Raw genomic sequence first — 24,814 nt, forward strand, 5'->3', positions numbered from 1 at the left:
TCCAAGCCAAGCCAAGTCAGTTATGTCAGTCAGTCAAGTCAGTTGCCCTGTAACGCCTGCCACTCCCTTGCCAGCAGAGCATATTGATATTCAGAGCCCCAGGCCCCCTTAAAAAACACATTGTCTATCCAGTGGGCTTCGCGGCGAAATCCCAGCCGCTCCAACAGTCGATAGCTGGCATGGTTTTCCACATCGCAGATGGCGGTAACCCTGTGCCCCTGGCAATGGCTGAAGAACCAGGTCAACAGGGTGGAAACTGCTTCGCCAGCCAGCCCCTTTCCCTGATGCTCAGGCGCCAGGGTGAAGCCGATTTCCAGTTGATTGTCATACAAAAAATGCAATGCCAGATCGCCAAGCAGATTGCCCTGGTTATCGCACACCGCCATTTGGAACCAACTGTCCTCCTCGCCAAAGCCTTGTCCTTGCTGGCTATCCAGCAAGGCCTGGCCGCGGGCGTCATCGTAGTCGCTCCAGCTTTGGTAGCGGGCCACATCCGGATGGCGTCGGTAGCGGACGAAGGCGGGCAGGTCCTGCTGCGCCAGGGCTCTGATGTGCAGGCGCTGGCTGGTGAGTTGGGGTGGCGAACAGTCCATATCCGATCCTTTTGGCTGAGTTTAACGGCCATCGTTCGGTAATAAGTTTTAATTCAAAGGGTTATCTTACAGCTGCAGAGAGAGTAAATGTAAGTCGGCACCCTTATTCTTGTAGGAAATCAGCTATAGTCCTGGAAAAATAATAGCTATCTAAATAATAAAACTATGATTTAAAAGAAGTTGATTGATTACTGGCGGATGTTGTTTGGTATATACCTTGCCCCGCAGCCAGCTCTCTTTGCTCTAGACTAAAGGCTCCAACCCATTCCGAGTAAACACATGGATGTGAAAGCGAAAATGGATTTTCTTTTTTCCCCTACACTGACCCCCGAACGCAAGCTGGAAATGTACCAGGCTTGTTTGGACGAGTTTGAGCGCCTGCAATACGACGACCCCTATGTGGCGGAGATCCGCCGCGAGGCTGAAAAGCTCAAACACAAGCAGCAGAAACCCAGCTGATTACGGGTGAGTGCAGCTCACGCCTGATATATGTCGGGGCGGTGCAGTTCCATCACAATTTCGGGACGCGCCAGGTCGGTAAAACCAAACTGGCGGTAGAGGCTGTGGGCATCGCGGGTGGCCAGCAGCATGCGTCTCAGCCCCTGCAAATCGGTATGATCCATAATGGTTGTCATCAGGGTTTTGGCGCCGCCATGGCCGCGATGACTCTCAAGCACAAACACATCCGCCAGATAAGCAAAGGTGGCTTTGTCGGTGACCATACGCGCAAATCCCACCTGCTGCTCACCATCAAACAAACCAAAACAGAGGCTGTTTTGCAGCGCCTTTTGTAAGGTCGCCTGCGGGATCCCTTTAGCCCAGTAGCTTTGGCTCAAAAAGCCGTGGATCACCGCCATATCCATGTCGTCGATATTCGTTGTCACCCGGAAGTGGTTCATCACCAGTCTCCCCCCTGAATTTTGTCGGCGCCAAAGCTCCACATGGTTTGGATCAGCCCATCGCGGATTTCGTAAACCACCGCCACTTCAAACGGCGCATCGCCAATGCCGCTGATCCTTTCATGATCCACCACCTTGTTGCCCAGCACCATGCGGCTTTTCACCTCGGCGTGCAGCGCCGGCAGGCAAAAGCGCTCGCTGCGGTAGAATTCGGCAAAGTCGGCTTTGCCAAGCAGCACAGGGCGGGTTTCTGGCGGGCGAATTACCGCAATGGTGTCGCTGAAATAAGGCAGAAAGGCATCGAGATCGTGGGCGTTATAGGCGTCGAGCTGTCCCTGCGCCAATTGTTCCGGGGTCATGGGGGGTCCTTGTAAGTCTCACAAAGTCGCCTTACCCGGCAGCCAAAGCCAGCTGTAGCACGGATAACGGCAATTGAGGGAATAACAACCAGATGGAATAGCATGCCAGAAAAAAAGTATAAAAAAATTTATTCCTGGCCTTGCCGTACCCTGTTTTGTAACTCGTTGTTACATAAGCGTTTAATAAATTGTGTGCAATTTATTTCGTCACTTTTTTGACTGGTCAAAAAAACTACTATTGAAACTACTGATTTTTTTGAACAAAATTCGCGGTGAATGGAGAAAAATCCCATTCGCCCTGAGTAACATTACAGATAAATTTGAAGGATATTGTCATGAAACGGCAGATATTTTATGCCATTCTCGCGTATGCAGCCTGGCTTACCTACCAGGACATCAATGGCACACTGCAAGACACTAACCTTAACGGCGTGCAGCCCATGCTGCGCGAGGCGGTTGCCGAGCAGGTAGGTGATGCCAAGAGCATTTCCGCCTACCGCGCCGAGCCAAAGGCTGACGATGCCTGTATCGACCCTTATGCCTGTAATGATGGTCGAACGGAGCACAGCCGCGGCGAGTAAGGTCTTGCGGTTACAGGCTCAGATTGCCAAATTTGACGACGGCACCCAAGGGTGCCGTCAGTCTTTTGTGTATAAGAATGCGTTACTGTGATGTGACTCTAAAGCGTGGCCCGCGCAATTCCATTCCCCTGATGCCACTTGTCCCTGCTTTTTCTCTGTGTTTGCCCCCGCCAAAAAGGCGTAGCATGGTGGTTCAAACTACTGTGGAGATAATCATGATTACCCAAGGACAAACCCTTCCTGTTGGCCAACTGGCTGAGCTGACCGCCGATGGTATGGTCACCCACGATGTTGAAACCCTGTTTGCCGGTAAAAAGGCGGTGGTCTTCGCGGTGCCCGGCGCTTTTACCCCAACCTGCTCGGCGGCGCACCTGCCGGGTTACGTGGTGCTGGCCGATGAACTCAAGGCCAAGGGCGTAGACTTCATTGCCTGTGTATCGGTAAACGATGCCTTTGTGATGAAGGCCTGGGGTGATGCCCAGAACGCCGCCGAAATCCGTATGCTGGCCGACGGTGATGGCAGCTTCGCCAGGGCTCTGGGTCTGGAAATGGAAACCGGCGCCTTTGGTGGTCTGCGTTCACTGCGCTATGCCATGGTGGTGGAAAATGGCGTGGTTACCCTGCTGAATGTCGAGCAGCCAAAGAGCTTTGAAGTCAGCAAAGCGGAAGTGATCCTCGCAGCCCTGTAAGCAGGCCGCTGTGCCCGGGCGCCGATTTAAGGCTGGCGCCCGCCCAGCGAGGTTTCTATGGTGTTTATCTGGGCCGCGACTTCGGCCGCAATGGCCTGGCTTTGACTGACACCATGGGCCGATTGCTCCATCAGCCGCGCCATGGCATGGCTGAAGGCATCGAGACACAACTGCTGATCATTGGCGTTGCTGGCGCCTTCACCGGCAGTCGCCGCCATGGTAGCCGCCTGTGTTTGCACCGCTTCGGCGGCGGCCAATAGCTCGCCTGCGCGTGCCTTTTGGGTATGGGTCGCGGCATCAATCCCTTCTACCCGCCCGGATAACTGCTCACTGGCGTCTTTCAGTTCACCAAGGATATTCTGCACTTGCTGCAGCGAACTCTGGGTGCGCTGTGACAGGCTGCGAACCTCATCGGCCACCACCGCAAAGCCGCGGCCTTGCTCACCAGCCCGCGCCGCTTCGATGGCAGCATTGAGTGCCAGCAGATTGGTCTGTTCGGCGATATTGCCAATCACATCTATGATGCCCGACACCTTGATAACCGAACTGCTGAGGCTGCCAAGTGCCTTATGACAATGGTCAACGGCCTCGCGGGTTTCGTCGGTGGCGCGGATCATTGCTTCGGCGCCGGCCTGACTCTGGGCCATTTGTTCTACAGTGGCATTGGCATCGCCCGCAACCCGATTGGAGCTGTTGCTGACTTCGGTCGCCAGCGTTTTCAGCTCCCCGGTGCGGGATTGAGCCTGACGCACAATCTCGCCAGTGGCCTCGGCGCTGCCGGCCATGTCGGCGATGCGGCCTCTGAGCTGCTCAAGGGTGGCTGATACGCCGCTGAATTGCTGCCGCTGGGCCTCGTCTTCATCTTCGAATCGTTTCAGCAGGCGGTTGAAGTGACCGGCGATTTGTCCGGTTTCGCAGCGGCTTCGCACCTCAAGTTGTTGGCGCTCGCCCGCCTCTGTCAGCTTCAAAAAGGCATGGTTGAGCCGCTTCAGCGGAGCCACCACCTTGCGCTGCTGCACCACCAGATAACAACAGGCGTACAGGGCCAGCAAACCCGCCATCGCATACAGCATCAGCTGCATATCCTGCTTGAGGCGATTGCTCTGTGCCTGCTGTTTTTCGCCAAGCGCCAGCAGGTTTTGCTCGGTGGCAGCAATGGCACCGAGCAGCGACTCCTGGGTAGCCTGGTTATCGACCAGTAACTGGTGAGTGTTGTCTATCTCGCGGCGGTATCGGCTGCTGAGGCTGCTGAGTTCCGCCACCAGTGCGGCCCCTTTCTCGCTCGCCTGTGGCGCATCCTGCCCGGGTAACAGGTCTTCATCATCCGCTGCTTCATAGATACCCAGCAGCGGCATGGCGGCCAGCTGTTGCTGCCAGTGCTCAAGGCTGTCGAGACTCGATTCCAACACCTTCTTAAGGCGGCTGTCGCGGCCAATCAGATAAGCGTCGGTCTGCTGCGACAACCCATATACCAGCGGTGGCAGTTCCTGGGTGAGCTGTAACAGGGCGGTGGCTTTGTCCGGGGCGCTGCTCAGCCCCTCGGTGGCGTAGCTTGCCAGCATGCGGTTGTAGTCGAGCAGTTCAGATTCGGCGTGGGCCAGCAGTTGGCGCGGGTTGCCCGCCAGTTTACCGGCGGCGCGGTACTTACTGTCGAGATCGGCTTCAAATTGGCTGAGGGTTGCGGCCAGCTGAGTGGCCTCGGCGGCGGGCAGGGCGGCAAGAGATGCATTCATATCGCGCAGTTTGCTGCGGGCGGCTTCCAATTGGCTGGCATCACCGCTTTTGAGGTACAGCTCCAGCAGGCGGCGCACATCAATCACAAAGTCCTGTTGCAGTGTGGCAATCCGATTGCTGTGATCTTCAAGCTGAGCACGTTGCTTGCTGGTCCAAAGCAAGGTGGCCGTCATCAAGCTGGCCAACACCAAAAGCAGCGCCGAAGCGCCCAATGACAGGGTGGAAATTTTCATAACGGCAGACGACAAGCACTGGATATCAGCAGCTTATGACAGCCTGGTTACACTTTTATGAGGCCGCTTATTCCAGCGGTAAAAAGACGTCGGCTTTCAGGCCGCCTTCGCTGCGATTACTGAGTTTTACCTTGCCCTGATGGCGGTCGATGATGCGCTTGATAATGGCAAGCCCCAGGCCAGAGCCCACGCTGCCACGGGCGGTATCGCCCTGAGTAAAGGGTTGAAACAGCTTAGGGATCTGATCAACAGGAATGCCGGGACCATTGTCTTCCACCGTCAGCACCAGCTGGTTTTTCTCCATGCGGGTCGAGACCTTAAGCCAGCCGCGGCCGTAGCGGAAGGCGTTTTCCAGCAGGTTGCCCAGCACCCGCTTGATGGCGATTACCTGCATGGGGATCTCGCGGCACTCGCCCAGCGCCAGCTCGATAGTGGCATCACGTTTGGATTCGGCCTGTGCCAGTTCAGTAACCAGCTGATTGATATCGGCCTTTTCCCACACGGCTTCCTGATCCTGGCGGATATAGGCAATAAACTGGTTAATGATGGCGTTCATGTCGTCGATGTCGGCCACTATGCCATCGCGCAGGTACGCGTCCTCTTCGACCATCATTTCGGATGCCAGCCGGATCCGGGTGAGCGGGGTGCGCAAATCGTGGGAAATGCCCGCCATCATCAGGGCACGGTCTTGCTCCAGCATCCGCATGCTGTGGGCCATCTGGTTGAAAGCATGGGTTACTTCGACAATTTCACTGGAGCCCGCGGGCGGGATCGCCTCCGGGTATTCGCCGCGCGATACGCTCATTGCCGCTTTTTGAAGTTCTTTCAATGGTTTGCTTTGGCGTCTGGCAAACAGCCAACCGCCCGCCACACTAAGGGCACCAATCACCATCAGATACAGGGTCAGCAGCGACATTTCCAATTCGTTGAAGCTGGACAGTGGCACCCTGATCCACACGCTGGGGGCCTGAGGCGGACGGATCCAGATTTGAACGGTTTCGCCCTGGGCAATACGTACTTCTGCCTTGCCTCCCAGGTATTCGGACATCTGCTCCGACAATAGGTTGTAGTAGGTGGCGTTGTCTATGCCGGCTTCACGGGCCTGCTTTTGGTTATACACCTGCATGCTGTCGTCATGGACTTTGGCATTGAGGGCGTCTACCAAACTCAGGTACTCGCGGCCGATCACCACATCGTCGGCAAACATAAAGTTTATCTGCCGGGCAATGAGTTGGTTAATCTGCTGGTAGCTGGGTTTTATCACGTAGAGCGCAACAGACACATAAGAAAACAGCTGATTGATCAGCAAAAGACAACCAATCAGCATCACGGTCTGGCTAAAGGCGCTGCGGGGCAGCAACCGCTGCCACCAGCGAAGTTTCATTCAATCACCCGGGGATCAGCGACGGGCACTGCCGTCGGGCACAAACACATAACCCAGGCCCCACACGGTTTGAATGTATCTGGGGTTGGCGGGGTCTTTCTCAATCAGGCGCCGCAGGCGGGACACCTGCACATCGATGGAACGCTCAAGCGCCGAGTAGTCACGGCCTCGGGCGAGGTTCATCAGCTTATCCCGCGACAGCGGCTCGCGCGGGTGAGTGACCAGTACCTTAAGCACGGCAAATTCGCCGCTGGTGAGGGAAATAGATTCGCTGCCCTGATACATCTCGCGGGTAGCCAGATTGAGGGTGAACTCGCCAAAGCTGACTTCTTCTTCCTGCTGCGCCGGGGCACCGGGCACATCCTGAGTTTGACGGCGCATTACCGCTTTAATACGGGCCAACAGTTCGCGGGGATTAAAGGGTTTGGGCAGGTAATCATCGGCGCCGAGTTCGAGGCCGATAATGCGGTCTACTTCGTCGCCCTTGGCGGTCAGCATGATGATGGGCAGCGGGTTACCACTCTGGCGCAAACGGCGGCAGATAGACAAACCGTCTTCACCGGGCAGCATCAGATCCAGCACCATCATGTGGAAGTTTTCCCGCTCCAGCAACCTGTCCATCTGTTCGGCATTGGCCGCAGCACGAACCTGATAGCCCTGTTCAACCAGATAACGCTCAAGCAGCGCACGAAGGCGCATATCATCGTCGACTACCAGAATCTTGGAAGTTTCCTGTCCCATGTATCCTTCCCCTCAAAGTGGCCGCAGCAGCCACAACATACTAACCGAAAAAATGGCGGAATATCCTAAATTTAGCCAGTTTAGGGCCAAAAAGCACCTGTGACTTTGTAACATTCGTTAAACGCCAGTCCTGTGCCCAAACTCACGACATAGCGCATTGTTCAATATAGCCAAGGAAGGTGCGAATAAGCCCTGTGCTTACTGTGCGAGGAATTGTTCGCACCTTCCCTGAGGCGATTGGGCGAACAAATTTGGTGCGCTCGCGGGCTTGGGCTCGTCTTGGTGCTTGCAAGCGGGTCGGGCTTCTGGAACCCTGTGGGCAGATACTGCATTTATACAGGTTGTTTTTCATGGCTGAAAAAGCCCATCTCATTACCCGCAAAGGCTGGGAAGCGCTCGATAAGGAGCTGAAATACCTCTGGAAGGAATACCGCCCGGAAATTACCCTCAAGGTGCAGGAGGCTGCCGCCCAGGGCGATCGCTCAGAAAACGCCGATTACACCTACAATAAGCGGCTGCTGCGGCAAATCGACAGCCGGGTGCGCTACCTTATCAAGCGTCTCGAAGTGCTGAAAATTGTCGACTATTCCCCCCAACAGGAGGGTAAGGTGTTTTTTGGCGCCTGGGTTGAGCTGGAAAACGATGAAGGCAAAATTGTGCGCTATCGTATTGTCGGCAAAGATGAAATCGACACCAAAAAAGGCTACATCACCATAGATTCCCCCATGGCCCGTGCCCTGATTGGCAAGCAGGTGGACGACGAAGTCTCGGTACAAACCCCCTCCGGCCGCAAAGAGTGGTACATCAACGCCATCCGCTACCAGCCCTTCGAGGCAGAAGACTAGCCAGATCGGCAAAACACCAAGCGGCTTCGGCCGCTTTTTTTTAGCTGTGCATTTTGAATCTTTGCGCGGTGACATGCTGGCCGTTCCAGTGGCTTCTATACTCAAAATCAGGGGTGATTTTGCCTTTGTTTGCCGGGGTGAAGCTATGAAGCCATCCAAGTTGGCTCTGTGTTGCGTTGCGGCCATGGTTCCCGTTGCCACATGGGCCGAGCAGTCGATTTTTGAGCTGTCGATAGAGCAGCTGGCCGACATTCAGGTGTCGGTATCCTCAAAAGTGTCTTTACCGCTGAGCTTGTCTCCCGCCAATATCAGCGTATTTAATCAGGAACAATTACAAACCCTTGGGGTGAGTCAGCTGGCCGGATTGGCGGATGTGACTTCGGGTTACAGCAGCTACAGCATTTACGGCGAACGGGTGCTGGAAACCCGTGGTCAGCGGGCTGGCAGTTTTGAGAACAACAAACACCTGGTGCTGCTGGATGGGATACGGCTGAACCATGCCCGCGCCAACAAGGCGCCGATTGAAAACGAGTTGCCATTACTGCCGATGAAACAGGTGGAAGTGCTGCGGGGGCCTGCCTCGGCGATTTATGGTCAGAGTGCATTTTTTGGGGTGATTAGCCTCACCTCCGATAGCGAAGGCACCGATGGTTTGCAGCTGGATGGCAGCTATGGCGGTGATGAAGTCGGGCGCCGTGCCATGGTCAGCGGCAGGTTATCGAGCCGCTTGGGTAACAGTTTTGGAGTGTATCAGGCCTTCGATAAGGGCAGTGAGCAGGCCTTGGTGGGGCCGGACTTTTCACCTTTGCAGCGCTATTACGATGATCAGCAGGCGCACTTTGGTTATGTGCGCCACGCCTTTGCCCCCGGCAATTGGGGCCAGTTTGTGGTGGGCTATATCGATATGCAGCGCCAGTCGGGCCTTGGCGAGCACTGGGTGGGCGATTTGTCGGTGCCACAAAACCAAATCCAGTGGGATACCCGCATCGCCTATCTCAGCTGGCAGAACACCTTTTTTGATGACTGGCAGGCCAGTGTGCGGCTGGTGAATAACGACTCGGACGAGGCGGGCACGGCCATTAACAACACCCGGGCGCAAATTGAGGCTGGAGATGAGCCGCTGTTCAGCCAGTATTCGGTGGAGGCCAACGCCAGATTGCTGGAGGCCGAACTGCAATGGCAGCTGGGGGAGCAGCGCTCATTACTGTTGGGCGCATCATTGGAGCGGCGCCGGGATAAGGGCGGCTTTTTTGTGCCTGACTCGCCCTTTGAGGAGCTGGCACAAACCGATATCTCAGCGCCTGAGTGGCAAAGGCAGGCCTCAGACAGTGTGGAGTATCGCGGGGCATTTTTTCAGTATCACGATGTTTTCCCTTCGCTTTTGGATATTCATCTTACCGCTGGGCTGCGTTACGACAGAGGTGCCTATCTGCAGGACAGTTTCAGTCATTGGTCACCAAGGGTGGCACTGGTGAAGGCGCTCAATGAGCGCTGGACGCTGAAGGCGTTGTACAGTTCGGCCTTTCGCTCGCCGGGGTTGAAGGAATACCTGCTGAACGATGAAACCCGCAATTATGTCGGCACCCATGCCGCCGATCCGGCTGCGGCCCTGGCGGGCCTGAGCGATAGTTTGGCACCCGAGACCTTCAGTTCGACCGAGCTGGATGTGTTGTATCTGCAATCCCCCTGGATGCTGAAACTGAGCGGCTTTTACAATCAAACCGACAGTGCCCTTGATGGTCGGCCATTGAAATTCATCGATGACAAGGGGGATGAGCTGAGTAAAAACAGCTTTGCCAACTCGGCGCAGCGGTTTGAAGTCTATGGCGTGGAGGCCGAGTTTGAATGGCGGTTTGCTGCCGATTGGCAACTCGGTGGTGCCCTGAATCAGGTGTGGCCTGCCAGTGGTTCTGAAGCGGCCACCAAAGACATGCCCAAGGCCAAGCTGCTGGCCTTTGTGGCCCACGACCTCAGCTTTGCCAGGGCGCAGCTGGGCTACCGCTGGCATGGTGATATCGAAGGCGACGCCAGTGCCATTGCCAGCCTGGACGCCAGTTTACATGGGCAGTGGCGCACACTTGGCTGGCATCTGCGGTTTAAAAATCTGCTCGGCAGAGACAATTTTTACGCCTTCGATGGCGAACCCGGCAACCCGCTGCCGGGGCGCACTGTGGAACTTGGTCTCAGCTATCGGTTTGACTAAAAACAATTTAATTAAGTGCTGAATTGACTAAGAATCGGCTTGATTACGCGGGCGGTTGCAGCGGCAAACTCAGCCGGAAGTGTGCGCCATGGGCGCAGGGCAGGCACTGAATGTCGCCGCCGAATTTTTGGGTGACTATGTTGAAAGACACGTGCATCCCAAGACCCGAGCTGCCTTCGCCGCGACGGGTGGTAAAGAAGGGGTCGAACACCTTGGAAATGGCATCGTCGTCGATCCCGTTGCCGCTGTCCTGATAGTCGATGATGATGCCATCGCCGCTGCGATAGCATTCGAAACGGATTTGGCCGTCACTCATGTCCCTGAATCCATGCACCAGCGAGTTCATCACCAGATTGGTAAGCACCTGCGCCATGGCACCGGCTTCGCAGCTGAAGCTGAGGCTCGGGTCGGCTTCAATGTGCACCTGATGTTTGCCGCGCTTGAGCTCGTGTTGCAGGCTGTCGCACACCTCGCGGATATATTCCTTCAGTTGCAGAGTACGCACTTCTTCGTGGCTTTGGTCCACCGACACCTGTTTGAAGCTGCGCACCAGCCTGGCAGCGCGATCCAGATTGCGCACCAGCAGGTCGAGGGATTGGGTCAGGTCGTCGAGCAGTAGATCCAAATCTTCTTCGTTCACATCGTCGGCCCGGTATCGACTGATAAAGCGCGCCAGCTGTTCCTGCATGTGGGTCGAAGAGGTGATGCCGACCCCAACCGGGGTGTTGATTTCGTGGGCAACCCCGGCAACCAGACCACCAAGAGCCGCCATTTTCTCGCTTTTAATCAGCTGGTCACGGGTATTCAAAATCTCGGTATTGGCTTTTTCAAGCTCAGTGTTTTTGTGGGCCAGCTTGAGGAACAGGCCGTTTTTAATCCGCACGCCGCGGTAAATCAGCATGATGGACACGCTGATGGAGATAATGAGCGCGATGGAGATATACAGCAGGTACTTTTGAGTTTGAATAGTCGAGCTTTGGGCTTCGAGGGTTTCGCTCTGGCTGGCGAGGTTTTGCTCCTTCTGTGCCAGCTCGGTTTCATAGCTTGCCAGTATCTGTTTTTGTTCGCGAATGCGCGCTTCGTTGACATTGATGGAGGCCGAGAGCGCGGCAATGTCTTCGGTCTTGTTTTTCAGCTCCTGCTGCTTGGCATCCAGCTGTGCCTGATGGCGGCTGAAGGTGGCCTGGGTGTCTGCCATACGTTTTTCCATGTCCTGCTGCTGGGCTTGCAGGCTGGCCTGCAGTTGGCGCTGCTCTGTGATGGTGGCATCCAGCTCGGCAATCTTGGCTTGTTGCTGACGCTGCTGTTGCTGCTGAGCCTCCAGCTGACGCTGCTTTTCGGCAACCTGAGCCTGCAACCTGGCGTATTGCTCGCGGTTGGCCTGCAGGGTGGATTCCATATCCTTGACCATGGTAGCGACATCCAGCTCGGTGCCGCCGAGGATAACTATGTCTTTTGAAACGATAAGCTTTTGATAAATTAGGCTGTATCTGTTTATTTCAAAACCTATTTTACCGCCGCTTTTGGCAATAAAATTCAGCCCGAACAGCTGTTTTTCCCGGGCGTTGTCGGCAATCACCAAAATGGGTTTGTCTTTGATAAGGGCATTAATGGCCCCAAGCCTCGGCTCGCCAGCTTTATCCACCAGCACCACATCGGCCGCGGTGATGGCGCTGTTGCTGCTGCCCTGGGTCACTTTTAATCTCAGCCCGCGGACTTGCTGCTGCTCCAACGATTTGAGCACGCTCAGATATTTGCCATCATCCCCCGTGTACAGCAGCTTAAGTTCATTGCGTTTGGCCTCGTCCGGCCAGGTGATGTACTTAAGGAAGTTAAACACGTAGGCGGTCTTGACCTGTTCAGGGGTGAGGTCCGCCGCCTGCGTCAGCAAGGCAGCAAGCAACAGGGCGATGGGATACAGGAGTTTGCCGACTCGGGTCATTCTTGCTCCGAATGCTGGATAGAAAGCGTGGGGGAAGTGATAAAAGCATAGGTCGAGAGGCTGTTTTTTTCCTGTAAAAGCGCTTGATTATCGCCGGGCATGAAACTCAGCCAAGGGCTGTGGTACTCTTGGGGGCATTGTGATTTTTTCCCGTGTTTTTCTACACCACAGACGTACGAGAATCCTTGATGACATCAAATATTGCGCGGATCATCGCCGAAGAATTGAATGTCCGTGAGGCACAGGTGACTGCCACCATCGCCTTGCTGGACGATGGCGCAACCGTGCCCTTTGTGGCCCGTTATCGAAAAGAAGTGACCGGTGGTCTGGATGACACCCAGCTGAGAACCCTGCACAGCCGTTTGGGCTACCTGCGTGAACTTGGCGATCGCCGTGACGTTATCCTGTCGTCCATTGAGGCGCAGGGTAAGCTGACCACCGAACTCAAGGCCGCCATTCTGGGTGCTGACAGCAAGACCCGCCTTGAAGACTTGTACCTGCCTTACAAGCCCAAGCGCCGCACCAAGGGCCAAATTGCCATTGAGGCCGGTATCGAGCCATTGGCCGAACTGCTGCTGGCCAACCGCAGCGCCGATATCGACGCCGAAGCGAGCGCCTTTATCAATGCCGAAGCCGGATTTGCCGATGTGCGCGCCGTGCTCGATGGCGCCCGCTACATCCTGATGGAGCGTTTTGCCGAAGACGCCGAGCTTATCCGCAAGGTGCGTGAACATCTCTCGGGTGTGGCTGTGCTGCAAAGCAAAGTGATTGCCGGTAAAGAGAAAGAAGGCGCCAAGTTTCGCGACTATTTTGAGCACAGTGAGCTTTTGGGCAAGGTGCCATCGCACCGGGCGCTGGCCATGCTGCGTGGCCGCAATGAAGGCATTTTAAGCCTGGCGATGGTTGCCGATCCTGAAGCCGAGCCCGGCAGCGGCAGTTACTGCGAGGTGATTATTGCCGAACATCTGGGTCTGAAACTGGGTGACAGTGCTGTGGATCAGTGGCTGAAAACCGTGGTTACAGGTACCTGGCGCATCAAGGTGGCGCTGCAGATGGAAACCGAGTTTATCTCCCGTCTGCGTGAACAGGCTGAAGACGATGCCATCAAGGTATTTGCTCGTAACCTCAACGACTTGCTGATGGCTGCCCCTGCGGGCTCCAAGGCCACCATGGGTCTGGACCCCGGATTGCGTACCGGGGTGAAAGTGGCGGTGGTAAACGACACCGGCAAGCTGGTGGCTCATACGACTATTTTCCCGCATGAGCCACAAAATCAGTGGGATAAGTCGCTGCGTACCCTCACCACATTGGTGAACATGCACAAGGTGGAGCTGATTGCCGTGGGTAACGGCACTGCATCCCGCGAGACCGACAAGTTGGCCGGTGAAGTGATTGCCGCCGTGAAAGAAAGCCATCCAGGCCTGACCAAGGTGATGGTGAGCGAGGCGGGCGCTTCTGTGTATTCGGCCTCTGAACTGGCGGCGCAGGAGTTTCCGGATCTGGATGTATCCATCCGCGGCGCCGTGTCTATTGCCCGTCGTTTGCAGGATCCACTGGCAGAGCTGGTGAAAATCGAGCCCAAGTCCATCGGCGTTGGTCAGTATCAGCATGATGTGAGCCAGAGCCAGTTGTCCTCCAGCCTCGAAGCCGTGGTGGAAGACTGCGTAAACAGCGTAGGCGTGGATCTGAATATGGCCTCGGTGGCGCTGCTAAGTCAGGTGTCTGGTCTGAACAAGACCCTGGCGAAAAATGTGGTGGAATACCGCGACGAAAACGGCCAGTTCAAGAACCGCAAAGAGCTGTTAAAAGTGCCGCGCCTCGGCCCCAAGGCATTCGAGCAGGCTGCCGGCTTTTTGCGTATTCGTGAAGGCGATAATCCGCTGGATGCCTCGGCAGTGCACCCCGAAGCCTACTCGTTGGTGCAAAACATTGCCCAGACCCGCGATTTGCCGCTTGGCAACCTGATTGGCAATACCGAGCTTATCCGTACCCTCAAGGCTGAGGAGTTTGTGACCGAGTCCTTTGGTTTGCCAACGGTGACCGACATCCTCAAAGAGCTGGATAAGCCGGGCCGCGATCCACGTGGTGAATTCAAGACCGCGCACTTCAAAGAAGGCGTGACTGAAATCCGTGACCTCAAGCTGGAGATGATCCTCGAAGGCGTGGTCACCAATGTCACCAACTTCGGCGCCTTTGTCGACATAGGGGTGCATCAGGATGGTCTGGTGCATATCTCGTCGCTGTCGGACAAGTTTGTCAGCGACCCGCACACAGTGGTGAAGGCCGGTGATGTGGTGAAGGTGAAGGTGATGGAAGTGGATGTGGAGCGCAAGCGTATTGGCCTGACCATGCGTTTGGATGAAAAGCCGCAGCCAAGCGGCCAGCCACGCGCCCGTCAGGGGCAGGGTGGCAAGCCGGGCGCTAAACCTCAGGGTAAGCCGCAGGCCGGTGGTCAGGGCAAGGCGTCCAAGCCGCAACCCATCAATGCCGCCATGGGCAACGCTTTTGCCGATGCCTTTGCCAAGATGAAAAAATAATTCTGCCCAAGCAGACTGAAAAACGCGGCCCTTGCCGCGTTTTTTTATGCAAATCAGGCAGTCACAATCCCGCCTCCCGGCAATCTTGCCGATGCTTTTGTTGAATTCTGCGGTCGACTTGTGCCCGGGTATGAATTTTCTGTGATATTCAGGTGAACTTTTGGTGGCTGTGAGTATCATACCACTCACGTATGAGAGACCGCCGACAAGAGCGGACGCCGGAGTAACGCAATGAGATTCAGAGAACCACCGCAAAGCCCATGGCGGGCGTTGGGGATTTTTGCCTTGTTGGCATTGGCAGCCCTAATGATAAGCCGGATTGGCCTGGGGCTGTGGCAGGCTGAGCGGGTTGATGCCGCCGGAGGCTGGCAACACCTGCTGGTGCAGGGGCTGCGGGTGGATATTGCCACCCTGTGTTGGCTGTGGGGCGGCGCGGCCCTCGGCACAGTGATATTTGGTGGCAAGCATGTGCTTGGCTATGTGTGGCGCCCCATATTGCGACTGTGGCTGACTCTGGGCCTGTGGTTGATGCTGTTTCTGGAGCTCTCTACCCCATCCTTTATCGAAGAGTATGGCATTCGCCCCAATCGACTCTATATCGAATACCTGATTTACCCCAAAGAAGTGTTGTCTATGCTGTGGAGCGGCAGACCGCTTGAGCTGCTGTTTGGCCTGGTGGCGTCAACGCTTATTCTGTGGGGCGGCTGGAAGTTATCGGGCCGTCTGACCCAGAATCTGACCTATCCCCGTTGGTACCTGCGGCCGGTATTGCTGGTACTGGTGGCTGTGGTGATCCTGGCCGGTGGCCGTTCGACCCTGGGTCACAGACCGCTCAACCCGGCCATGGTGGCTTTTTGTGACGATCCGCTGGTGAATTCACTGACGGTGAACTCCTCTTATTCGCTGGTGTTTGCCATCAGCCAGATGGGCAAAGAGGCCAATGCCGCCAAGATGTATGGTGAGCTGCCAAAAGATGAAATTATTGCCGCTGTGCGGGCCGACAGCGGCCGCAGCCCAGAGCGCTTTGTGTCGGACAAGCTGCCGAGCCTGTCGGACAACCAGGCCAGTTTTCACGGCAAGCCCCGCAACCTGGTGATCATTCTGCAGGAAAGTCTGGGGGCACGTTTTGTCGGCAGCCTTGGCGGCTTGCCGCTGACGCCGAATCTGGATGCCTTATCGGCCGAAGGCTGGTATTTCGATAACCTCTACGCCACCGGCACCCGCTCGGTGCGTGGCATCGAAGCGGTCACCACTGGCTTCACGCCGACGCCAGCGCGCTCGGTGGTAAAACTTGGCAAGAGTCAGAACGGTTTCTTCACCATTGCTGAAATGCTGCGACGCCAGGGCTACGACACCTCCTTTATTTATGGCGGTGAAAGCCACTTCGACAATATGCGCAGCTTCTTCCTGGGCAATGGCTTTGGCCGCATTGTGGACGAGGATGACTATCAAAACCCGGCCTTTGTGGGCAGTTGGGGGGTGTCTGATGAAGACCTGATGCGCCGTGCCGACAGTGAGTTCAAGCGTCTGCATCAGCAAGGTAAGCCCTTCTTCAGCCTGGTGTTCAGCTCCAGCAACCACGACCCGTTCGAGTTCCCCGATGGCCGCATTGAGCTGTTCGAGCAGCCCAAGCAGACCCGTAATAACGCCGCCAAGTACGCCGATTTCGCCATTGGCGAGTTCTTCAAGCTGGCCAAAGATTCAGACTATTGGAAGGATACGGTGTTTCTGGTGGTGGCCGACCACGACAGCCGTGTGGGTGGTGCCAGCCTGGTGCCGGTGAACCGGTTCCGCATCCCTGGACTCATCATTGCCGATGGGGTTGCCCCTAAGCGCGATCAGCGGGTGGTGAGTCAAATCGACCTGGCGCCAACCTTGTTGTCGCTGATGGGCATTTCGGGCCGTTACCCTATGCTGGGGCAGGATCTGACCCAGGTTGCCGATGATTGGCCCGGACGGGCCCTGATGCAGTACGACAAAAACTTTGCCTATATGCGTGGCAATGATTTGGTTATTTTGCAGCCTGAGCGGGCGCCAGAGGGTTTCCGTTATCAGCGTGAAGATGGCAGTCTTAGCCCCTTCCCGCAGCCGGAAACCATGCAAAAAACCGCGCTGGCGTGGGCGCTCTGGGGCAGTCTGGCGTATCAGCAGGGCTTGTTTGCGCTGGAATAAAACGTCACTGAATATGGTCGCGGCGGCTTGGGTTGCCGCGACTCAATTAAATCCAGGCTTCGATGCCAGCTTCGGCAGCAGGTTCGCTGGTGTGGCGATAGAAACTGCCTACATGTGAGGCTATGGTGCGGTACAGGGAGGCTTCCTGGCCTGTTGCCGGCGTGGCGGTTTTGGCGCCTATAGGCTGTTTGGGTGCCTTATCTTCTACCCTGACTCTGATGTCTTTACGGCTCAACGCCCCCGGCGTGCGGGCTGGCAGCTTAAGCGCCTTGGGCGGCAGAGGCTGACTGGCCTGTTTTTCACCTTCCCTTTGTTGCTGTTGCTGCTGGTGCTGTTGTTGCTGGCGCTCGTCAACCCGCTGCTGCAGTTTGGCCTGCACCTGTGGCTCGTCGGCGGTACGTTCATTTTGTGAATTGAAGGCCCGTTCTTCATGACCCTTGGTCAACTCGGGCGCGGGCACTATGGGTGGGCGCTGCTGGCTTTCTACCCGCAACGCATCGGTCGCGGCGTTGGTCGTCGCGATCGGTACCTGAGGATAGTTGGTGACAACCAGCATGGTGCATCCTTAATTGATGGCAGGGTTGTTTAAATAATAACCGCTCATTCGCCTGGATTAAAGCTTTGCCAGCCAACTTGCCATGCCGCTGATAAATTCATCGGGATGGGAAAAGAACGGCGCATGGGACGCCTTGGCGAGCATCAAATCTTCCGCAGTGTTACTGCTGGGCATAGCGGGCATCACCCGCTTGGGGACCAGCCCGTCAAGACGCCCCCAAATTCGCAGCCACGGCTGGCAGAGCCCGGCAAGTTCAGGCCGTAAATCCACCTGCTCCAGCATCTCAAGTCCCTGCTTTAGTGCGCTGGCGTCCGGTAACGGGCGCGACAGCACCAGATCGCGCAGGCGGCGAATGTCTTCCCTAGCGGTATCGCTGCCCATGGCCTGAATCGCCAGGAATCGCTCGATGGTTTTGGGCAGATTTTTCCCAAGCTCAGTGCCAAACTGAGCCAGCACCTGCGGCGGAATACCCGGCCATTTCTCCGCTTCCCGCGCCATAAAACAGGGCGATGAAGCAATGCTCACCAGCGCCCTGACTCTGTCTGGGTAGTGCAGTGCTGCGCGGGTTGCCACCAGGCCGCCCAGAGACCAGCCAGCCAGAATCATCTGCGGTGGCAGTGCAGCCATCAGTGCATCGACCCAGGCATCCAGCTCTCCGGCAACGGGGGCGCTCAGGCCAAAGCCCGGCAGGTCGGCAAAATGCAACCTATACTCGGGAAACGCACCTTGCAGCGGCGCAAACACGGCGCCATTCATGCCCCAGCCGTGGAGTATGACCAAATCCGGCCCCTGGCCGTGGCTGTCGATATGGATTGCTTGCTGCGGGTGCTTTGTCACTTTTGCCTCTTATCAGGGATGATGCTATGGCCAATCAGTTACGCTGGCGCCACCTTTGGCTACGGGCCATTAAATGTCTGGCGCAAAGTTTACCCAACCGATGTCTGCTCTGTCATCAGCACCTGACCGATGGCAGCGGTATTTGCTGTCATTGCCTGGCCTCTTGTCTGTATCAGGGCCCGGCCTGTTTGGGATGTGGCCGCGGCTTGACCGCGGAATTTGGCCTGTGCGGCAGTTGTCGGGTGCTGGATGCTTTGCCGGTGGTGGCACCCGCCAGTTATCACCAGGGGCTGGGGCAGGCGATTGCCGGCATCAAGTATCAGGGGCAGTTTGCGCCGCTGCAAAGCCTGTGTGAGGCGCTGCATTTCAGGGTGTGCAGGCTTGAGCGGGCCGGATTGGTGCGTCCGGTCTCCTTGCTGTTGCCTGTGCCCTTGCATCCCAAACGGCTGCGACAGCGGGGTTTTAATCAGGCCCACGAGATAGCCCTCAGTCTGTCTCGTTTATCAGGAATCCCGGTTAACAGCAACTTGCTTGCCCGCAGCCGTAATACGCCTCAGCAGGCGGGTTTGAGCGGTAAGGTGAGGCGGCAGAATTTGAAAAATGCCTTTGTGATAAATGGTGTATGTGAGGCGGGCTCGGTGGCGTTGGTGGATGATGTAGTGACCACCGGCAGCACGGTAAATGAAATTGCGCGGCTATTGGAGGCGCAGGGCGTTGCGGTGCAGGTCTGGTGTCTGGCCCGGGCAGAGGCGCCCGGGCTTCTCGACAGCTGAGGCTTATCGCGCCATGGCGGCGGGCAGCATATACAGGGCGTTGGCGTAAATTTTTTCGCTGCCAAGCCAGATATTGCGAAACAGCAGGTTATCGCTGAACGCCACGACCACGCCCTTGCCCCTGGGTTCGGCCACCATGCTGTTACCAAGGCCAAATGCGCGTTGATATTCATCCGATAAATACCCGGAAATGAGCGGCTTATCTGGATATCTGGCGCTAACCACAAAAGGCTCGCTGGTATCGCCAAGCCCCAGTACCTTGTTCTTCATCACGGGCACCATGGGGTCTGGCAGGCCAAAGGCCAGTGGGTGGGCCGGATCCAGTTGCCAGGCGAGCACTGCTCCGCCAATGGCCTGGCGGGCCTTGAAGGCGGCTTTATCCTCATAGCTCAGCCCTGTGGTGGCAAACTGCTGTTGGAAGAAGCGCGCCTCATGCACTCCGGTGCGAAGCAGGTTATTGTCGCCAAGCCAGCCAAGCGCGCCTTTTTGCGCCACCAACACGCCTCCTTCACTGACAAAACTGCCCAGCTTGCGAGCCAGCGCGTCGTCGAGATGCTTATAGTTGCCATCCGCCAGCAACACGTGGCTGTACTTATCCAGCGAAATCCGCCCCAGTCTATCACTGTCGACCAGAGTCACGCCCTGCTTCAGTTTGCTGTCGAGGAATTGCCAGATTTCGCCGACCTCGGCGGGGTCTGAGCCCTGGCCGGACACCAACAGGGCCCGCACGGGCTTGAGCGCCACCATGTCGCCGCTGCCAAGATCGATCCCCGAGCTGGCGGCAAAGGAGCTGAGTGGATGCCAGCGAATATCCATCTCGGTTGCCAGTTGGCTCAGGAATGTCTTAAGCGTTGCAGGCTCCATGGCGTCCTGCTGCAGTTGCAACATCAGGGTTCCGGCCGGAAACGGGTTGTCGCTTCCAGCGGGGGTAAAGGCCTTGGTCGCCGCGCGTACCCGCAGCCCTTTACGTTGCAGTTGGACAAGTGCAGGCGCAGCTGCGCCATCGCGCCAGTCCAGCAGCACTGCCACGGAATCGTCCGGGATAGCTGCGGTTGCCAACTTGGGTTGGCTGTCGCTCAATTGGCCTGAGCCGGGGCGGAAGCTTTCGGCCACGATGAGATTAAAGGCAGAAGGTAAATCCCAGGCACTGACATCATAGAAAGTTGGGTCGGCAAAGCGGGTGCGGCGCTCAAACAGGGCCTCAACCAAAACCGACTGAGATTGTTCGCCAGGAATAAACAAACTATCTTCTGCGCGATAGATTTGTTTGCCAGTCTTCAGATCCTGACTCAGATAGCTGAACTCAATGCCGTGCTGGCTCAGCAGCTTTGCCAGTTCATTGAGGCGTTGATGGTCGCCGCGGGTAGACACCAGTCGCCCTTGACCCCGCCCCTGCTTGCCGCTTTTTCCGCTGTAAAAACTGCGTTGAAACTCAATAAGCCCCTGTCTCAGGGCATGGGTGCCCTTAAGCGCCGCCAATGAGGTGGCCAACTGGTTGTCTATGGCCTCAGCCAGGCTGACACCGCCGTAGTCGGAGTCCTGCACCTGACCGCGGGCACTGGCCTGTTCGAACAACACGCCAACGGCACCGTTGATGTCGGGGTAAGTTGAGCCTTTACCGTAAAAGAAGTCATCGAACCCCTGGCGACTGTAATAAGGCTGGCCCTTGGCATCGAGTGCATCGCGATAATATTGCGCCAGTCGCTCGGTCAGCTGTTGATTGCGGCCATCGGTGAGTGGATGAGTGCGGTCGGGTACCCCGGGTTGGAAAAAGTAACTCTGGTTATGGCCCATTTCGTGAAAGTCACCCACGTAATGGGGCTGCCATTTATGCAGCAAGGCCACCCGGCCGCGGCTTTCGGGATGCCTTAAAAACAACCAGTCGCGGTTGAGGTCAGCCAGATAGTGGTTGAAGCGTCCCGCTGGCCAGTTCTGATTGTGTTCCTTGTGGTTTTCATCGCTTATCGGCATGCCGATACCGCGATAACTGTTTGACCAGTTTGAAAATCTGTCCAATCCATCCGGATTCTGGCTGGGGGTGATCAACACCACAGTGTTATCGAGCAGCTCCTTTATCCAGACTTCCTGACTGGTGGCAAGTTCCTGTACCAGTGCCATGGCGGCATGGGCGCCGCTGGCTTCATCACCGTGAATCGAGTACGCGAGCCATACCACCAACAAGGGGCTTTTGGCTTTACCCTGTTTAACCAGTTGCCGGTCCTTGAGGATGTCATCCAGCCGACTTTGATTGGCGGGTGAGGTTACCACTGCAGTGAGTTGATGGCGGCGTTCGTGACTGTAGCCGGTGCTTTCCAGCGAGACTCTGTCGCTTTGTTTGGTGAGTTGGCTGAGAAAACCATTCACCTGATCATGGCGAATATGCCACTCGCCCAGGGGGTAGCCAAGGTAGTCATCCAGAGGGGTTGCCGGGGCGGCGAAGGGCAGGCTCAAACAAATGCTCAGGCACAGGCCGTTTAACACAGAGGCGCGGGACATGGGTTGCTCGTTATTATCTTTTTGTATTACTGAACAAATTAGCAGGTTGGTTTTAAATTGACTACAGAGAGCGCTGTTTAAGCTTCCGGGGGAGTGAGATCCAGTCGACATTTTTCCCGATGGTGGTTGTGGCCGGGACTACTATCCGGCGGTGAGACGGAGTATCATAGCCGCAATTCTTAGTAATTTACTCAGGTTTACCTGACGGAGCGCTCTACATGATTACCATTACTGAAGCGGCCCAGGCTCACTTTGTGAAACTGCTTGCCGATCAGCCTGAAGGCACCAACATCCGCGTGTTTGTTATCAGTCCGGGCACTGCCCAAGCTGAATGCGGTGTGTCTTACTGCCCGCCTGATGCCGTGGAAGATGATGATATCGAGCTTGAGTTCAATGGCTTCAACGCCATGGTGGACGAAAAGAGCGCCCCATTCCTTGAAGATGCCAGCATCGATTTGGTGAACGATCAGCTGGGCTCACAGCTGACCCTGAAGGCACCCAACGCCAAGATGCGTAAAGTGTCTGCCGACGCGCCGCTGGTTGAGCGTATCGAGTACGTGATCCAGGCCGAAATCAACCCACAGCTGGCCAGCCACGGCGGTAACATCCTGCTGGTGGAAGTGACCGAAGACGGTATTGCCGTTATCCAATTCGGCGGTGGTTGTAACGGTTGTTCTATGGTCGATGTGACCCTGAAAGATGGTATCGAAAAGCAGCTGCTGGATATGTTCCCTGGCGAACTGACCGCCGTGCGCGATGCCACTGAGCACCAACACGGTTCACACTCTTACCAGTAAGAGTGGCTGATAAAAAAGCGGCTGAGGCCGCTTTTTTTATGCCCGGATGAAACCGGGATGATAGCGGTAAAAATGCCAGCTGAGGCTTAAGCTGCGACAGGCCATGAAGGCGCTCATCGCAAGCCAAAGGCCGTGATTGCCGCTGTGGGAAAATAAATACCACAGCGGGAAAAACACCCCGAGGGTGGCCAGCATCATGCTGTTACGCATGATCCGTCCCTGAGTTGCGCCAATATATACCCCATCAAACAGATAGGAGCCAAACGCCAGCAGCGGCAAGGCAACCAGCCAAGGCAGGAATTGCTGTGCGCCAAGACGTACCGCGTCGATATCCGTCATCAGCGATATCAGCTCAGGCCCCAACAGCCAGAAGGTCAGTGAAAAGCCTGTGGCAAACAGTGCCGACCAGCCAAAGGCGAGTGCAACCGATTGAGTCAGGCCCCGTGCATCCTGCCTGCCAACTGCCGCACCGGTTTCGGCCTCGGCGTAGTAGGCTATGCCATCGAGTGCATAGGAAATCAGCATTAAGAAATTCAGCAGCACCGCATTGGCTGCCACCGTGGTATCGCCAAGCCCGGCGCCTTTAAAAGTCATAAAGGCAAAGGTGGCCTGCAGACACAGGCTGCGGATGAAAATATCCCGATTGAGTTTCAGCAACCGGCCCGTGCCCTGGAAGATGTCGCTAAGGCGAATGATGGATTCCGGCAGGCCGCGCCAGGCGTGCAGGCAAAAATAACCGGCAATGCTAAAGGCGGTCAGATCGGCCAGAACCGACGCCCAGGCGGCACCTTTAACACCCATATCCAGCCCGATAACAAACAGCACATCCAGCGCAATATTCACCAGATTTGCGATAATCAGCTGCCACATGGCGACCTTGGGAGCCTGCCTGCCAAGCAGCCATCCCAGCATCACCAGATTGGCCAGTGCCAATGGCAGCGACAGCACCCGCACACCAAAATAGTCGCGGCAGTAGCTCAGCACCTCACTGCTTGCCGATGAAAAGGACAACACGATATTGAGCAGCAGCGGATAGCTGGCCAGCAGCGCAAGCCCCATGGCAAAGGCCATCACCAGCCCCTGAAGCAGCAACCGCTTTTGCCCATGGCCATCGGCGCGGCCCCAGGCCTGAGCGGTCAGCCCCGTTGTGGCCATGCGTAAAAAGCCCAGCAGCCATACGATCAGGGTAAACAGAGTTGACCCCAGTGCTACCGCGCCCAAATAATAGGCCTCGCTCAAATGGCCGATGATGGCCGTGTCGACCAGACCGAGCAGCGGCACCGTGATGTTGGACAGCATCATCGGCAACGCCAAGGCCCACAGGCGTCGGTGTGTCTGCCAGTTGCGCCAGTTGTTGTCCGTTGTGTTCAGAGGAATTTCCCCGCAATGTTGAAGTTTTTGGCGAGCATCTTCGCCCTGTTGATTGGTAGCGCCCAAGCTGCGGTGGTTTTGCAATATCACCATGTGTCCGATACGACCCCCAGGGTGACCAGCGTGACTCCGGCCGAATTCAGAAGCCATATGCAGTATCTGGCTGACAACGGCTTTCAGGTGGTGCCATTGTCGAGCCTGGTTGCCGCTGTGCAACGGGGCGAAGCGCCGCCACTGAGGGCGGTGGCCATCAGCTTTGATGATGGTTATCAAAACATTGCCGATGAAGCCGTTCCTATCTTAAAGGAATACGGTTTTCCCTACACCCTGTTTGTGGCCGCTGAGCCGCTGGCTGCACCGCACAAAGGCATGATGAGCATGGCCACACTGACGCGGTTGGCCGCAGAAGGGGCCGAGCTTGCCAATCACAGTTTTGCCCATGAGCATCTGGTGCGCCAACTGCCGGGTGAAGACCTGGCGGGTTGGAAGGCGCGGGTTCGGAAAAATCTGTTGCAGACCGAAGCTGTACTTGAGCAACTGCGCGGTAAAGCAGATACCCCGATGCTGGCGTATCCTTATGGCGAATATAACGCTGAGCTGCAGGCGCTGGTCGGCGAGCTTGGTATGGTGGCTTTTGGGCAGCAGTCGGGGGCGCTTGGACAACACAGCAATCTGACGGCCTTGCCCAGGTTTCCCCTTGGCGGCAAGTATGCGTCGCTGCAAACCCTCAAAGATAAACTCTACAGTCTGCCGATGCCCGTGGTTGGCCTGACTCCGGCTGACCCATTGCTGCGTGATGATTTTCGTCCAAAAATGCAACTGACGCTGGCCGATAGCAAAGATATCCATAAAGCGCAGCTCAGGTGCTATCTGCCAAATGAAGGTGCGGTTACCCCGACGTGGATTGATGAGAACCGCTTTGAGGTACAGGCGAGCCGTGAGTTGCCTGCGGGGCGTTCGCGTTACAACTGCACTGCGCCATCCAAAACCCAGCGCGGCTTTTATTGGTTTTCTCAGGCATGGCTGAGGCCAAACAAAGACGGTAGCTGGCCTGCTGAGCCCTGAGCTTTAC

General features: G+C 56.4%; 21 protein-coding genes. 10 read left to right on the forward strand and 11 right to left on the reverse strand.

Translation table 11 applies throughout. The features are described from left to right. Positions 1 to 38 precede the first annotated feature (38 nt). A complete protein-coding gene (locus MJ923_RS12615; RefSeq protein ID WP_240591404.1) occupies positions 39 to 593 on the reverse strand; it encodes a GNAT family N-acetyltransferase in 555 nt (184 codons plus the stop codon). A gap of 297 nt (positions 594 to 890) precedes the next feature. Here MJ923_RS12615 and MJ923_RS12620 point away from each other — a divergent pair, with 297 nt between their 5' ends. Continuing rightward, positions 891 to 1,052, forward strand: coding sequence for a hypothetical protein (locus MJ923_RS12620; protein WP_237158654.1), 162 nt, complete (start codon positions 891 to 893; stop codon positions 1,050 to 1,052). 17 nt (positions 1,053 to 1,069) lie between these two features. Here MJ923_RS12620 and MJ923_RS12625 read toward each other — a convergent pair whose 3' ends face one another. Together MJ923_RS12625 and MJ923_RS12630 are read right to left on the reverse strand one after the other, a co-directional pair. Then, complete coding sequence (locus MJ923_RS12625; RefSeq protein WP_240591405.1) at positions 1,070 to 1,492, reverse strand: GNAT family N-acetyltransferase; 423 nt, start codon at positions 1,490 to 1,492, stop codon at positions 1,070 to 1,072. Further along, entirely contained in the window at positions 1,492 to 1,851 is a 360-nt protein-coding gene (locus MJ923_RS12630) for a nuclear transport factor 2 family protein (protein ID WP_240591406.1), read from the reverse strand. The genes MJ923_RS12625 and MJ923_RS12630 overlap by 1 nt, the downstream gene beginning before the upstream one ends. Positions 1,852 to 2,186: 335 nt before the next feature. Here MJ923_RS12630 and MJ923_RS12635 point away from each other — a divergent pair, with 335 nt between their 5' ends. Next, positions 2,187 to 2,432, forward strand: coding sequence for a hypothetical protein (locus tag MJ923_RS12635; protein ID WP_126168692.1), 246 nt, complete (start codon positions 2,187 to 2,189; stop codon positions 2,430 to 2,432). Between the two features lie 215 nt (positions 2,433 to 2,647). Continuing rightward, on the forward strand, positions 2,648 to 3,121 hold the full coding sequence (locus tag MJ923_RS12640; RefSeq protein WP_240591407.1) for a peroxiredoxin: 474 nt from the start codon (positions 2,648 to 2,650) through the stop codon (positions 3,119 to 3,121). A 26-nt stretch (positions 3,122 to 3,147) separates the two neighbouring features. Here MJ923_RS12640 and MJ923_RS12645 read toward each other — a convergent pair whose 3' ends face one another. The 3 genes from MJ923_RS12645 to ompR all read right to left on the reverse strand — a co-directional run bounded on the left by MJ923_RS12645 (position 3,148) and on the right by ompR (position 7,213). Further along, the gene (locus tag MJ923_RS12645; RefSeq protein ID WP_240591408.1) at positions 3,148 to 5,088 is read right to left on the reverse strand and encodes a methyl-accepting chemotaxis protein; all 1,941 of its coding nucleotides are present in this window, start codon (positions 5,086 to 5,088) and stop codon (positions 3,148 to 3,150) included. 67 nt (positions 5,089 to 5,155) lie between these two features. Next, on the reverse strand, positions 5,156 to 6,472 hold the full coding sequence (envZ, locus tag MJ923_RS12650) for a two-component system sensor histidine kinase EnvZ (protein ID WP_240591409.1): 1,317 nt from the start codon (positions 6,470 to 6,472) through the stop codon (positions 5,156 to 5,158). A gap of 15 nt (positions 6,473 to 6,487) precedes the next feature. Next, complete coding sequence (gene ompR, locus MJ923_RS12655) at positions 6,488 to 7,213, reverse strand: osmolarity response regulator transcription factor OmpR (protein ID WP_240591410.1); 726 nt, start codon at positions 7,211 to 7,213, stop codon at positions 6,488 to 6,490. A gap of 350 nt (positions 7,214 to 7,563) precedes the next feature. On the opposite strand from ompR, the gene greB reads away from it, so the two are divergent. Beyond that, positions 7,564 to 8,058: a transcription elongation factor GreB gene (gene greB / locus MJ923_RS12660; protein WP_240591411.1), complete on the forward strand. Its 495-nt coding sequence runs from the start codon at positions 7,564 to 7,566 to the stop codon at positions 8,056 to 8,058. Between the two features lie 145 nt (positions 8,059 to 8,203). After that, positions 8,204 to 10,261: a TonB-dependent receptor plug domain-containing protein gene (locus tag MJ923_RS12665; RefSeq protein ID WP_240591412.1), complete on the forward strand. Its 2,058-nt coding sequence runs from the start codon at positions 8,204 to 8,206 to the stop codon at positions 10,259 to 10,261. 43 nt (positions 10,262 to 10,304) lie between these two features. Here the strand turns inward: MJ923_RS12665 and MJ923_RS12670 are convergent, their stop codons facing one another. Further along, the gene (locus tag MJ923_RS12670) at positions 10,305 to 12,203 is read right to left on the reverse strand and encodes a YfiR/HmsC family protein (RefSeq protein ID WP_240591413.1); all 1,899 of its coding nucleotides are present in this window, start codon (positions 12,201 to 12,203) and stop codon (positions 10,305 to 10,307) included. 188 nt (positions 12,204 to 12,391) lie between these two features. On the opposite strand from MJ923_RS12670, the gene MJ923_RS12675 reads away from it, so the two are divergent. After that, positions 12,392 to 14,740, forward strand: coding sequence for a Tex family protein (locus MJ923_RS12675; RefSeq protein WP_240591414.1), 2,349 nt, complete (start codon positions 12,392 to 12,394; stop codon positions 14,738 to 14,740). A 231-nt stretch (positions 14,741 to 14,971) separates the two neighbouring features. Continuing rightward, complete coding sequence (locus tag MJ923_RS12680) at positions 14,972 to 16,912, forward strand: LTA synthase family protein (protein WP_240591415.1); 1,941 nt, start codon at positions 14,972 to 14,974, stop codon at positions 16,910 to 16,912. A 46-nt stretch (positions 16,913 to 16,958) separates the two neighbouring features. On the opposite strand, the gene MJ923_RS12685 is transcribed toward MJ923_RS12680, so the two are convergent. After that, positions 16,959 to 17,468, reverse strand: coding sequence for a hypothetical protein (locus MJ923_RS12685; protein ID WP_240591416.1), 510 nt, complete (start codon positions 17,466 to 17,468; stop codon positions 16,959 to 16,961). Positions 17,469 to 17,525: 57 nt separating this feature from the next. Then, positions 17,526 to 18,305, reverse strand: coding sequence for a pimeloyl-ACP methyl ester esterase BioH (bioH, locus tag MJ923_RS12690; RefSeq protein ID WP_338092234.1), 780 nt, complete (start codon positions 18,303 to 18,305; stop codon positions 17,526 to 17,528). A gap of 26 nt (positions 18,306 to 18,331) precedes the next feature. On the opposite strand from bioH, the gene MJ923_RS12695 reads away from it, so the two are divergent. Next, positions 18,332 to 19,078 carry a ComF family protein gene (locus tag MJ923_RS12695; protein WP_240591417.1) on the forward strand — a complete coding sequence of 249 codons (747 nt, stop codon included), beginning with the start codon at positions 18,332 to 18,334 and terminating at the stop codon, positions 19,076 to 19,078. Between the two features lie 3 nt (positions 19,079 to 19,081). Here the strand turns inward: MJ923_RS12695 and MJ923_RS12700 are convergent, their stop codons facing one another. Further along, entirely contained in the window at positions 19,082 to 21,574 is a 2,493-nt protein-coding gene (locus tag MJ923_RS12700) for a M14 family zinc carboxypeptidase (protein WP_240591418.1), read from the reverse strand. A gap of 218 nt (positions 21,575 to 21,792) precedes the next feature. On the opposite strand from MJ923_RS12700, the gene nfuA reads away from it, so the two are divergent. Continuing rightward, the gene (gene nfuA / locus MJ923_RS12705) at positions 21,793 to 22,371 is read left to right on the forward strand and encodes a Fe-S biogenesis protein NfuA (RefSeq protein WP_240591419.1); all 579 of its coding nucleotides are present in this window, start codon (positions 21,793 to 21,795) and stop codon (positions 22,369 to 22,371) included. Positions 22,372 to 22,407: 36 nt separating this feature from the next. Here the strand turns inward: nfuA and MJ923_RS12710 are convergent, their stop codons facing one another. Continuing rightward, positions 22,408 to 23,742 (reverse strand): MATE family efflux transporter, encoded by a 1,335-nt coding sequence (locus tag MJ923_RS12710; protein ID WP_420854485.1) that lies wholly within the window; start codon positions 23,740 to 23,742, stop codon positions 22,408 to 22,410. Positions 23,743 to 23,757: 15 nt separating this feature from the next. On the opposite strand from MJ923_RS12710, the gene MJ923_RS12715 reads away from it, so the two are divergent. Then, entirely contained in the window at positions 23,758 to 24,807 is a 1,050-nt protein-coding gene (locus MJ923_RS12715; RefSeq protein ID WP_240591421.1) for a polysaccharide deacetylase family protein, read from the forward strand. The last annotated feature ends 7 nt before the right edge of the window (positions 24,808 to 24,814 follow it).

The organism is Shewanella zhuhaiensis (assembly GCF_022484835.1).
In the GTDB taxonomy this organism is placed as follows: Bacteria; Pseudomonadota; Gammaproteobacteria; order Enterobacterales; family Shewanellaceae; genus Shewanella; species Shewanella khirikhana.